Here is an 11,597-nt window from a genome sequence, read left to right as displayed (position 1 = left end):
GTAGACCGCAAATATCGGAGCTCTGGCTGGCTGCGTGGGCCTCTCGTTCTGCGCGTTTGCGGGCGTCATATGGCTCCATCTTGGACGAACCCTGACCTGCGCCCCTATTTTTTCCGCCATTGCCCCAAAGATCGGTTGGCCAATCCCCCACGCAAGGTCTTGGAATGCAAGCGCCAGAAAAAACTCAACGCGCAGCCAGCCGAACTTTTCTGCGATTGGGATTTGAAACAACCCAAATGATGGGCGGATTGCAAAGCTGACCATGATGATCACATTATCCCACGTTCAAAACAGGTGAGAACAATGAGGTATTTTTCATAGGTCAGCTCCATGACAATTCGGACAAATTGTGCAGACGTGCACTTAACATCAATCATCCGATTGTACGCATACACTTTCCAACAGCTCCGTTGGGTATTAGGAACCGTCTCATGACCTCATTGCGCTCCCTTTATGACCAAATGATTGCTGATGGCTCCCTGCGCCCCGACCCCGCGCAAGAAGCTGTCCTACCCGAGTTCGACCGCATCCGCGAGGCGCTGCTGAATCCGCCGAAAAAGAGCTTGTTTCGCAAGGCACCAGAACTACCAAGGGGGCTGTATCTTTGGGGTGGTGTAGGGCGCGGTAAATCCATGCTGATGGATTTATTCGTGAATAATCTTGGGGAAATTCCGGCAAGGCGGGTGCACTTTCATGCCTTCATGCAAGAAATCCATGCAGCAATGCACGAGGCCCGTAAAACAGGCGTAGAAGACGCCATCGCCCCTGTTGCAAAAGCAGTGAGCGACTCTGTCCGTCTGTTGGCATTTGACGAGATGCAAATCACTGACATCACTGACGCGATGATTGTTGGCCGTTTGTTTGAGGCATTGTTTGCTGACGGTGTTGTTGTGATTACGACATCAAACCGTATCCCTGACGATCTGTACAAGCACGGGCTGAACCGTGTTCTATTTGAACCGTTTATCCAACTGATCAAGGAACGCATGGTTGAACACGAATTGATCAGCCCAACCGATTATCGACAAGACCGGTTATCCGGCAGTACGGTTTATTTTAGCCCCGTCAATTCAGAAAGCCGTGCGGCAATGGACGACGTCTGGCGCGACCTGACCGGGGGCGATGCAGGGCCGCTCACTTTACGTGTCAAAGGGCGCGATGTGGTTTTACCACTGTTTAGAAATGGCGTAGGACGCACGCGGTTTCATGCTCTATGCGGACAGCCCCTTGGACCAGCTGATTTTTTGGCCGTGGCTGAAGCAGTCAAAGTTCTAATGCTGGATGATATTCCCAGCCTCGGGCGCAGCAACTTCAACGAAGCAAAGCGTTTTGTCACCTTGATCGACGCCCTATACGAAGCACGTGTTCGGCTTATTTGCTCAGCGGCGGCGTCACCCGAGATGTTGTATCTTGAAGGAGAAGGTACATTCGAATTTGAGCGTACCGCCTCCCGCCTGAGGGAAATGCAAAGCGAGGACTGGGGTAAGGTCTAGTTTTTGACGTTCATCAGCTCTGCAGCGCCGTCGCGACTTACTTCTTCACCAGAAATATTGGGGTGATAGGGCGCTTGTTGGCCCAGTAAGCTCCATGCACCAACAACCACGATCACCAATGCAACAGCACTGGCAATCATCTGGCGAAAAATCGCAGTTTTAGGGGTGGCAGCCCCCTGCGCATCGGATTGGTTGTTTTTCATGCTCGACCCTCAGGACTATTCGGTTATATGCGCGGATATTCGCCTACCGATATTGATACTGTCCTAATGTGCCGATTGACCTTCCGTCAACGCCGCGAGTCTGCATTTTGTGGCTATCTAACCGTTGTCACGCAAGATGTTGCCCGCAAGATACAATGACCCGCAGATCAACACACGCGCGTGGGGTTCTTGGCGCACAATTTCTATGAGCGCCGACAATACATCTGCTGCCTCAAATGCTGTCATGCCTGCATCCACTGCCGCTTGGGCCGTTGTCTCAGCAGGCAGTGTCGCAGCTTCACCAGGAATGGATACGGCATGAAGCGCGGTCACATAAGGTGCCAAGGGCCGCAAATATCCAGTAATGTCTTTTGTATTCAACATCCCACAGATCAAATAAGTCGGCACCTTTGGCAATTCGGCCAATACACCTGACAGCGCCCTGCCTGCCGCCGGGTTATGCCCACCATCCAACCAAAGCTCGGCCTGACCCGCCGCTTTTATCAGTGGTCCCTCTTTGAGCCGTTGCATCCGCGCGGGCCACGTCACGTTTGTGACAGCTCCCTCACAGGCCGCGTTATCAAAGCCCAGCGCGCGTAACGTGGCAATTGCCCCGCCTGCGTTTTGCACCTGATGCACACCCGGTAATTTTGGCAGCGGGAGATCCAGCAATCCATGTTCGTCCTGATAGACCATACGGCCTGCTTCGCGGTAGGCATGCCAGTGTTGTCCATATACGCTAAGTGGAGCCATGTTGCGGGCCGCGACGGCCTCAATGACTTCCAGACCTGCCTCTTGCTGAGGGCCCACAATACACGGCACACGGCGTTTGATGATGCCCGCCTTTTCACCCGCAATCTCGGCCAAAGTATCGCCAAGGAATTGCTGATGATCGAGGTCAACAGGCGTGATCACCGTCACGGCTGGTGTTCCAACAACATTTGTAGCGTCTAAAATGCCCCCTAGGCCAACCTCTAACAGAGTGTAATCAGCTGGGGTTCGAGAAAATGCCAATATCGCCGCACAGGTTGTGATCTCGAAGTATGTAATGATTTCGCCGTTGTTTGCCGCATAACATTCATCCAGCACATCAGTCAGTGCTTCCTCGGTGATCAACTCTCCGGCGAGGCGAATACGTTCATGAAAACGTGCAAGGTGGGGCGAAGTATACGCATGAGCCGTCTTTCCCGCCGCCTCGATGCCAGCGCGGATCATCGCCTGAGTAGAACCCTTACCGTTTGTGCCTGCGATATGGATCACTGGCGGCAATTTATCTTGCGGGTTCCCCAGCGCATCCAGCAGCTTGTGCATCCGGTCCAGCGTGAGGTCGATAATTTTAGGATGAAGCGCCATCATCCGGTCAAGGATGGCATCAGACGTTGAAGCATTCATGCTAGGATTCTTTTCTAAAATGGGGCCAATTCGCCACAGCGATAGCACGACATGGCACAGAAAAATCCGACCAAATGCGACGCATCAGGTCAGCTTTCGGCCCACTGAAGCGGGCAGCCAGCAGTAGGATCGATCTTAAGAATCAACCTTTGGCGCGGCAGCGACCTCTTCTTGCTGTGGTTCTGACACCTCATCAGGCGGAGGAAGATCACCGCGCACCGCAGGAGGCAAACCCATTAGCATACGGGTAATCGTGATGAGTTCGTCGCGCATTTGCGTGCGCGGGGTAACACGGTCAAGCATCCCATGTTCAAGCAGATACTCAGCGCGCTGGAAACCTTCAGGCAAACGTTCGCGAATAGTTTGTTCAATCACGCGTGCACCAGCAAAACCGATCAACGCATTAGGTTCTGCGATGTGAACGTCACCCAACATCGCATAGCTAGCCGTAACACCACCTGTCGTGGGGTGCGTAAGAACCACAATGTAGGGCAGGTTCGCTTCTTTCAGCATTTGCACGGCAATGGTTGTACGCGGCATCTGCATCAGGCCCAAAATGCCTTCTTGCATGCGGGCGCCACCAGCTGCTGAAAACAGAATAAGCGGGCGCTGGAGTTTGATTGCCTCTTCGGCAGCCGCAATAATTGCGTTCCCAACATACATGCCCATCGAACCCGCCATAAAGCTAAAGTCCTGTGCGCAAGCCACAATAGGAGTGCGGCCAATGTCACCCAAAGCGACAAGCATTGCTTCGTTTTCTTCGGTCAACTTCTGCGCTGCCCGTAACCGATCCGGGTATTTCTTTTGATCACGAAACTGCAGTGGATCGGCTGCTGGCGCAGGCACTTTCACTTCATTAAATACGCCGCCATCAAATAACGCGCTAAAACGGTCGCGCGGCGTGATGTGCATGTGGTGATCACAGTTGGTGCAAACGTTCAGGTTTTCGCTGACTTCACGGTGAAACAGCATCGTGCCGCATTCACTACACTTGGTCCAAAGGTTCTCTGGCGTTTCGCGGCGCGAAAAGATCGAATTGATCCGGGGCCGGACGTAGTTGTTGATCCAGTTCATATCGCGCCTCGTTACGTTAGGTTTTACTTCAAATAAGGGTCTGTGATGGGAATTGCAATCAGCGCCGCAAGGCAAGTCTCGCAGCAAGCCAGCTCACGATCATTAAAGCGAAATCAACAGGCATCCACGCCCGCAGTTCAGCGGTGTCTTCCATGCCAAAGGGCGCGTGCCACAGGGCAAGGCCCCCCAAACTATCCGGCAAGGATGTAATCAACAAAGCAGTGACGTTATTCACAAAATGAACAGCCAACGCAGGCCCAATTGTTCCTGAACGCGCGGTAAGATCAGCCATCAACAAGCCGAACACACCAGCCCAAACGACTATCATCACCGCATTCTCACCAGCTTCGGCCGGTTGGTAATGCCCCATCGCAAACAAGATCGAGGGTAGAACCATCCAGACAAGTGGAGACTGAAACCGCGCCGCCAGTTGTTGCTGCAAATACCCCCGAAAGAAAATCTCTTCTGCGCTGACTTGGATAAAGACGACGCCCAGAGAAAGGGGCAATAAAACCAACCACAGCCCAAACTCCAAATTCGGGGCCAACGGCGCCCCCATCCCGTAAGGGGGCAATACTGCCAGCGTCACACTCAGAATGAGCAGAATACCAAACACCCTAAAAAATTGAGGCACAGCCAAAATCATAGGACCAAAAACGCTAAGACCTGACCGTTTATGAACCAGTCGAACACCGATAAAGACAGCGGCACTGATCATGCCAAAGCTCAATAACAGAGCATACATAGCAAGCGGCGTATCACCTGCGATCAGTTCATTCTCAAAGTTGGGGCGCGCACTAGCAATCCCTGCCAGCGATTGCTGATAGAACACCGCCATCGCGATATAGACACCAATCATCACGACCAATCCAAGAATTAATCGCCAAACCTCGGGCCCGCCCTTGGCTGCATTGGTGTGTAGCGCCCGCGCAGAATAATCTGGCATCAGGCGCATCAGTCTTCGTCCTCGAAGGTTTCGCGCGGTATGGGAATTTCGGCATCGCGGATCATATTGGCCGCACCAGACAAATGCCCTGCCACAGTTTTCAACAAGCTGAGCAATACTGTTCGGTCATTTTCGATAACCGAACGGAATTCTTCTGCACCAAAACGTAGGAATTGCGAGTCCTCTAATGCCCTCAAGTTCGCCTGACGGGGTTCGCGAACGATCACAGCAAGATCACCAATTACGCGCCCCGGCTCTACCAAAGATACACGCCGTTCATCACCGCTTTTGTCTCGAAAGGTAAGTTCTGCTTTGCCAGATAGACACAGATAAGTGGCATCCGGCGGCTCATCCGCGCTAAATATGACCTTCCCAGCAGGTGCATCATACCACTGGGCCGCAAAAGCCAACAACCGCTGTGCGCGCGAGTCTAAGGGAGCAAACAGCTCGCTACGTTGAAGAATATCCAGCTTGCGACGCAAATCTTCGGAGACAGAACTTGAGCTCTCATAACGTTCAGTACTGTCGACCCCATCCACGCGGCCATGATTAACCTCAACCAACAAGTCATAGCTCTCAGGCGCATCAAATTCGTCACTTAGGAAGATTTGGGTTGTCTCTGGCATCAACTCCCGCAGACGTTCTCGAGCTTCTCCCAGCTCATTTCCAACAAACGCTTGGTCAAAAATCAGCACGTCGGGCCGCTTCATCCCTGCACGTGAAAAGGCTGCGCGTTCCATAATGGAGGGCGGCAGGTTTGCCCCGCCAATCGCAGTTGAGACGTCGAATACGTTTGTCGCCACCGCGCTACGCAACCCATGCTCTCGCAGTACGTCCGACACCGCATCAACAACCAGATCCGCCTGCAAACCAGCAATCGACGAAATCCGCCCATAGATAAGATTTTCTAGCAACGTCAAACGCGGCAGGTAGTTTTCCGGCGCGATTGGCACAAACATATCAGCAGCAACCTCCAGCAACTGAGGGGCTCGGCTGCGGCGAATATTGAGGATCTCTTCCTTAAAACTCTCTGGAAAGGCTGGTCCTATTTGCTCGGCAGTGAAAGCGAAAGGCACAGTCATCAGAAGCGCAAACTCGTCTTCGGTCAATGCCCCGTCTCCGCGGCTACGTCTGCGGCCTGCTATTTCGACCAGCCGCTCGTATAGGTTTTCGTCAATGCCAAGGGCGGTAAACAGCGGATGATTGGTGCCATCCATACCAAAAGTCTGGTGCAGCGTCTCAACCAGTGTTTGCGAGATAGCGATGGCTTGTTCGGCTAGGCCTTGCTCTGCGATCATTGCAAGCAACGTTTTTTCAGCAGCCAACCCTTCTTGGGTAATGTCATGTCGCGGGGTAGCAAACAAAAGGTTCCCACCCAGTGGGACTGAAGGGTTAAACACCTCTGGATCGAATCTGTGAACCACGTGGTCCAAATTTCGTTCCACTAATATCGCCTGAACTTCGTCACGCAATCCGACAACCCTTCGTGTCAACTCGACATGCGTTTCTGGGTCCATACGGGAGTCAAGCATCCCTCGAATGATGCCCTCGTCTGCATTCAAGACACAACTCAACCGGAACCACCACGCGTGTACTTCTTCCATATCTTCCAATTCGGCCAAAGCCGGATCAAGCCAATCTGCCCGCAAGCTATCCAAACTGTTCCCAGAACGCTGGGCCTCTATCCCAACTTGATCACGTTGATTTGGATCCCATAAAACGGTTTTAGGTGAGGTACGCAGTGACATCAGCAAATTGTCACCAAGCGTCCCCTGAAAGAGGTAGGGCCGCGCCTGAACATACCCGATGCGTGCAGCGATTACAGCCTGATGCAGATCAGATATATCGTGCCCACCCATCGTGACGCTGCCCCGTAATGGCAACAGTTCACGCGTGAGAAGTTCGGCCATTGCGCGGCGTTCGGACAGCGAAGACGTCTTAATCGCGACTTGCGCGCCTTTGGGTATCTCCAATGACAAATCTTCCAAGACAGGGCTGCCGTCATGACTACGGACAAAAACGTTCTTGAGGCTGATGTCACCCTTAAGGTGGGGAATATCACTTGGTGCTCCCTCAAATAACTTCTCATCAACAATCCCTGCTGGGTCAAAGCGTTCTGTGACGATTTCCCAGCGCAGTGCCATATCCTGTGCCTGATTGTAGTAGTTCAGTAGTTCTTTCCACGGGTTGCTGAGGTCCTTGTAGGCCGCCAGTGCAGCCACAAGGGCGCCAACAGTAATCTCACCACGAATCGCCAAAATGCCGCCAACGAGGTAAAAGAAGAAAGGTGTTAGCTGTGTGATGAAGTTATTGAGAAACTTCATGAAGAATTTCTTTTGATATATCCGGAACCGAATATCAAACAAACGCCCCAAACGATCTGTGAAACCCGCTAATCGAAAGCGCCATCCGCCGTTTGTGCGCAGATCAGTAATACCTGCCGCCGTCTCACCGATCTCTGCTGCCAGCATACGGACCTCTTTGATACGGTCCTTGTTCAACAGGTTAATTTGCCGCTGTAACATCGGGATCACATAAGCCTGAAGCGGGATCAACGCGACGCTTGCCAATCCAAACCAAAACGATTGCAGGAACAAGAATACGACGATGATCAGCATTTGACCCATTTGAAAAACGGGCTGCGCAAGGAAATCACCCATCAGACCACCCATGGGCTCCGCCTCTGATGTGACCATACTCACCAGCTCACCCTGTGAAGTGTCCTGAAAGTACCGCTTGGGAAAACGCATCATCCGAGCAATCAAACTATACCGAAAACGGCGCAGCAGTCGTTCAGCTAAGACACCCTTCATGGTGTTGAGCCGCATCTTGAGCAAACCATGCACAAGCACAGCAGCCAGATAAGAAACACAAAGCCCCGTCAGAAACTGTATCCGGCTTAAGTCGTAGCCAAATGCGTTCACCATCAGATCCTCAGCGCCAATCGCGTCGTTGATGATCCGCTTTGGAAGCTCAAGTGTGGCGTATAGGAACGGGAAGGTTAGAACGGTTACGGCGAGCAAAACCAATTGCTCTCGTTTGGAAAATTTCCAGATAAATGCGAACAGGCTGCGGTCCATAGGTGTGCTTTCTCTGGAAGGTATCATGGCAAACTAGGCGTCCACCCCCCGCATTACAATGCAACTTGGACTGCAAATGCTTGCAGCAGGCCCTTTGCGGGATTATGCCCGTGTCAAAGAATTCTTCGCAGGAGCCCCCACAATGTCCACCACCCCCCGTTTCGACAAATCCAAACTGCCCAGCCGCCACGTCACCGAAGGCCCTGCGCGCGCACCCCACCGGTCTTATTACTATGCGATGGGGATGACAGAAGAGGAAATTCACCAACCATTGGTTGGCGTTGCCACCTGCTGGAATGAAGCTGCTCCTTGCAACATCGCGCTGAACCGTCAGGCGCAATCTGTTAAGGTTGGTGTTGCTGCAGAACAGGGCACCCCGCGTGAGTTCACAACCATCACCGTCACCGATGGCATCGCGATGGGCCACGAGGGCATGCGCTCCTCCCTCGCCTCACGCGAAGCAATTGCAGACACCGTCGAGCTGACGATGCGCGGCCACTGCTATGATGCCTTGGTTGGCCTTGCGGGGTGTGACAAATCGCTTCCCGGCATGATGATGGCGATGATCCGTTTGAACGTACCATCCGTGTTTATGTACGGCGGTTCCATCCTTCCGGGCAAAGCGCCTAAAGGTGCGGATGTTCCTGCCGCATTTGCGGATCGTGATCTGACAGTACAAGATATGTTCGAAGCTGTTGGTAACTGGCAAAACGGCTCGCTTTCAGAGGCGGCTTTGGAAGTTCTTGAGCGCGTTGCATGCCCGTCTGCGGGCGCATGTGGCGGCCAATTTACGGCCAACACAATGGCCTGCGTTTCCGAAGCGATTGGCCTTGCGCTGCCAAACTCGTCCGGTGCACCAGCGCCGTACGAAAGCCGTGACGAGTACGCCATTGCATCCGGCAAAGCGGTCATGAACCTGATCGAAAAGAACATCCGCGCGCGTGACATCTGCACGCGTCAGGCGTTTGAGAACGCCGCACGCATCGTTGCCTGCACAGGCGGCTCTACCAACGCGGGCCTACATTTGCCTGCAATGGCGCATGAAGCTGGCATTGATTTTTTCCTTGAAGATGTCTGCGAAATCTTCCGTGACACGCCCTATTTTGTCGATCTGAAACCAGGCGGCGCGTATGTGGCCAAAGACCTCTATGAGGCTGGCGGTGTACCTGTCGTTATGGGCGAGCTGCGCAAGGCTGGCCTGATCCACGAAGATTGCCTAACAGCCACTGGCTATTCGATGGGCGAAGAGCTGGACAAAATTGAGCGCGAAGCAGATGGCAAAGTGATCCACACAGTCGCCAACCCGATCTCGACCACTGGCGGCGTTGTTGGCCTGAAAGGCAACCTTGCCCCTGAAGGCGCAATCGTCAAAATCGCGGGTATGAGCGACGAAGATATTGTGTTCACAGGCCCTGCGCTGGTGTTTGAATGTGAACAGGACGCATTTGCCGCCGTTCAAGACCGCACCTATTCTGAGGGCGACGTTTTTGTGATCCGCAATGAAGGTCCACGCGGCGGTCCGGGGATGCGCGAGATGCTGGCAACCACCGCGGCATTGTCCGGCCAAGGTATGGGCAAAAAAGTTGCGTTGATCACCGATGGACGTTTCTCGGGTGCGACACGCGGTTTCTGTGTTGGCCACGTAGGCCCAGAGGCTGCAATGGGTGGTCCTATCGGTCTGTTGAAAAACGGCGACATGATCACACTCAATGCGATCACCGGCTCTATCTCGGTTGATCTGTCCGACGAAGAACTGGCAACGCGCAAGGCCGCTTGGGAAGGCCCGCGCGAAACCCTTTATGGTTCCGGTGCATTGTGGAAATACGCGCAGCTGGTTGGCCCGACCTACCTTGGCGCGGTCACGCATCCTGGTGCCAAGAAAGAGCGCCATGAATACATGGAACTCTAAACCCATTGCGGCGCTCAGCATTATCGTTTTGCTGAGCGCCTGCGATGTTACCGATACAGGAACAAGCCTTCTGGCAAACATAACGCCGCCCGCAGACGCGGCGTTGCCTGCTGTTCCGCTGACCCAAGCCTTGATGATGCGGGGTAATGTCACGCTTGTCCCGCCAAACGGATACTGCATCGATGCCGAAAGCCTAAGCCAAAGCTTTGCATTGATGGCCCGATGCGACACGTTGGGAGCAGCAACTGGTGGCGCTGGCGCACCAACGGGCGTCCTCACGGTGAGCCTGACGCGCAGCAAAAAAAATGCGGACCTTCCTACACCTCAGGAAGTCACAACCGCGACGGGTTTAGGCACACCGGAAAATACACGAGAAAACGACTCCAGTGTCGTGTTCAAAACCACAGGCAGCGCGCCCTCGTCTGATTTAGCATCTGAACATTGGCGTTCTGTTTCAATAGTCGGAAACTACATCATGGGGGCTGCACTATTTGGCCCAAAGAACCGTCGCGCGGTATCCCCGGAGGGAGCAGACCTGCTGGAAGAAATGATAAAACGAACCATGGCCAAGACGAACGCAACCTGACGCATCAGCATGCTTGCGTGAGGGTGCGTAAGCATGGCATCTTATGGTTAACGCGCGGACGTTCAGTCAAATGATACGAATTTGCGCCATAAAAAGATGCAGTGAGCAGCAGGGCAGGACCAATGGCCAAAATTGGCGGAAATCTATTTGACGCGGCATTTTACGGCCGGACGATCGCAAAGTGGGCACGCAATGCACGCTTGGCACGATCAGCCGATCTTGTTTCGTTGCGCGCCCAACGGTTGCGCGCGCGGCAGCTAAAGGCACATCTAGACGCTTTGATCCACATTGCCGACGAACGCCTGTCTTTACCGCTTGAGGGGTCCACCAGCTTTCCCAAGCCCCATAACGCCGACTGGGCATGGCGACCCGAACTTTGGCGCGGCCCTTTACCTCATCCCGGCCTTTCGGCGGTCAAGACGCGCTCAATGTTGGGTAATGAAGTCACCCTGTTTCATGATTGCGAGTTCTCTGAGCTGACCCTGCGCCAGCTGCGCAATCTGCGCGAAGAGGATTTGGCCCCCTACGGTCTTAGGATGGATGTTTTCCGATTTGACGGTTCCTTCTTGTCCTTAGTTGTAGATCTACCAGAAGAAGCTGTTGATGGTCTCAAGCGCACGCATTTACTACGGATGGATGTCATCGTTGAGCTTGAGAAACCGATTGAAATTTTCGCCCGCCTAAACATCAAAAACGGGCCCAACACCGAACAAATTGTTCGCGAACTGGACCTGAGCAAAGATCAAATTGATGTCGAATTCGATCTGGCCTACTCAAATCTGAACGAACGCCGCGTTGAAGCCGCTTGGGTTGATCTGATTTTTGAGGGGCCAGAAATGAACCAAGTTGTACTGCGCGATCTGACGTTCTCACGTCGCCCACGCGCACAAATCTAATTACCAGTTTTACCACCC

The 11,597-nt window shown here is 53.4% G+C and carries 9 protein-coding genes and 1 pseudogene; 4 read left to right on the top strand and 6 right to left on the bottom strand.

The window, feature by feature from the left end; genetic code table 11:
- Nucleotides 1–102: 102 nt before the first annotated feature.
- Nucleotides 103–319, bottom strand: a pseudogene (locus V7775_RS06030) (MFS transporter); the annotation flags it as partial.
- A 112-nt stretch (nucleotides 320–431) separates the two neighbouring features.
- On the opposite strand from V7775_RS06030, the gene zapE reads away from it, so the two are divergent.
- Nucleotides 432–1,493, top strand: coding sequence for a cell division protein ZapE (gene zapE, locus V7775_RS06025; RefSeq protein ID WP_335750949.1), 1,062 nt, complete (start codon nucleotides 432–434; stop codon nucleotides 1,491–1,493).
- Here zapE and V7775_RS06020 read toward each other — a convergent pair.
- The 5 genes from V7775_RS06020 to V7775_RS06000 all read right to left on the bottom strand — a co-directional run bounded on the left by V7775_RS06020 (nucleotide 1,490) and on the right by V7775_RS06000 (nucleotide 8,188).
- Nucleotides 1,490–1,696: a hypothetical protein gene (locus V7775_RS06020; RefSeq protein WP_335750948.1), complete on the bottom strand. Its 207-nt coding sequence runs from the start codon at nucleotides 1,694–1,696 to the stop codon at nucleotides 1,490–1,492. The two genes, zapE and V7775_RS06020, sit on opposite strands and share 4 nt — an antisense overlap.
- Nucleotides 1,697–1,813: 117 nt before the next feature.
- Entirely contained in the window at nucleotides 1,814–3,088 is a 1,275-nt protein-coding gene (locus V7775_RS06015; protein ID WP_335750947.1) for a bifunctional folylpolyglutamate synthase/dihydrofolate synthase, read from the bottom strand.
- 135 nt (nucleotides 3,089–3,223) lie between these two features.
- Nucleotides 3,224–4,162 (bottom strand): acetyl-CoA carboxylase, carboxyltransferase subunit beta, encoded by a 939-nt coding sequence (accD, locus tag V7775_RS06010; RefSeq protein ID WP_335750946.1) that lies wholly within the window; start codon nucleotides 4,160–4,162, stop codon nucleotides 3,224–3,226.
- A 58-nt stretch (nucleotides 4,163–4,220) separates the two neighbouring features.
- Nucleotides 4,221–5,117, bottom strand: a complete 897-nt coding sequence (locus V7775_RS06005; protein WP_335750945.1) for a CPBP family intramembrane glutamic endopeptidase — start codon at nucleotides 5,115–5,117, stop codon at nucleotides 4,221–4,223.
- Nucleotides 5,117–8,188 (bottom strand): ABC transporter transmembrane domain-containing protein, encoded by a 3,072-nt coding sequence (locus V7775_RS06000; protein WP_335750944.1) that lies wholly within the window; start codon nucleotides 8,186–8,188, stop codon nucleotides 5,117–5,119. The genes V7775_RS06005 and V7775_RS06000 overlap by 1 nt, the downstream gene beginning before the upstream one ends.
- A gap of 142 nt (nucleotides 8,189–8,330) precedes the next feature.
- Here V7775_RS06000 and ilvD point away from each other — a divergent pair, with 142 nt between their 5' ends.
- The 3 genes from ilvD (at nucleotide 8,331) to V7775_RS05985 (ending at nucleotide 11,579) form a co-directional block, all read left to right on the top strand.
- Nucleotides 8,331–10,097: a dihydroxy-acid dehydratase gene (ilvD, locus tag V7775_RS05995; RefSeq protein ID WP_335750943.1), complete on the top strand. Its 1,767-nt coding sequence runs from the start codon at nucleotides 8,331–8,333 to the stop codon at nucleotides 10,095–10,097.
- Complete coding sequence (locus tag V7775_RS05990; protein ID WP_335750942.1) at nucleotides 10,078–10,683, top strand: hypothetical protein; 606 nt, start codon at nucleotides 10,078–10,080, stop codon at nucleotides 10,681–10,683. The genes ilvD and V7775_RS05990 overlap by 20 nt, the downstream gene beginning before the upstream one ends.
- A gap of 122 nt (nucleotides 10,684–10,805) precedes the next feature.
- Nucleotides 10,806–11,579, top strand: a complete 774-nt coding sequence (locus V7775_RS05985) for a DUF6478 family protein (protein WP_335750941.1) — start codon at nucleotides 10,806–10,808, stop codon at nucleotides 11,577–11,579.
- Nucleotides 11,580–11,597: the final 18 nt, after the last annotated feature.

The sequence above is a fragment of the Sulfitobacter sp. genome, from assembly GCF_036960155.1.
Classification (GTDB): Bacteria; Pseudomonadota; Alphaproteobacteria; order Rhodobacterales; family Rhodobacteraceae; genus Sulfitobacter.
Note: the sequence above shows the minus strand (reverse complement) of the source record. Positions and strands in the feature narration are given on the sequence as shown.

What these genes read in the sequence shown, in the direction of transcription:
- V7775_RS05985 (WP_335750941.1), top strand. Translation starts at nt 10,806, where the DNA reads ATGGCCAAAATTGGCGGAAATCTATTTGACGCGGCATTTTACGGCCGG.
- zapE (WP_335750949.1), top strand. Translation starts at nt 432, where the DNA reads ATGACCTCATTGCGCTCCCTTTATGACCAAATGATTGCTGATGGCTCC.
- V7775_RS05990 (WP_335750942.1), top strand. Translation starts at nt 10,078, where the DNA reads ATGAATACATGGAACTCTAAACCCATTGCGGCGCTCAGCATTATCGTT.
- V7775_RS06020 (WP_335750948.1), bottom strand. Translation starts at nt 1,696, where the DNA reads ATGAAAAACAACCAATCCGATGCGCAGGGGGCTGCCACCCCTAAAACT.
- V7775_RS06000 (WP_335750944.1), bottom strand. Translation starts at nt 8,188, where the DNA reads ATGGACCGCAGCCTGTTCGCATTTATCTGGAAATTTTCCAAACGAGAG.
- V7775_RS06015 (WP_335750947.1), bottom strand. Translation starts at nt 3,088, where the DNA reads ATGAATGCTTCAACGTCTGATGCCATCCTTGACCGGATGATGGCGCTT.
- V7775_RS06005 (WP_335750945.1), bottom strand. Translation starts at nt 5,117, where the DNA reads ATGCGCCTGATGCCAGATTATTCTGCGCGGGCGCTACACACCAATGCA.
- accD (WP_335750946.1), bottom strand. Translation starts at nt 4,162, where the DNA reads ATGAACTGGATCAACAACTACGTCCGGCCCCGGATCAATTCGATCTTT.
- ilvD (WP_335750943.1), top strand. Translation starts at nt 8,331, where the DNA reads ATGTCCACCACCCCCCGTTTCGACAAATCCAAACTGCCCAGCCGCCAC.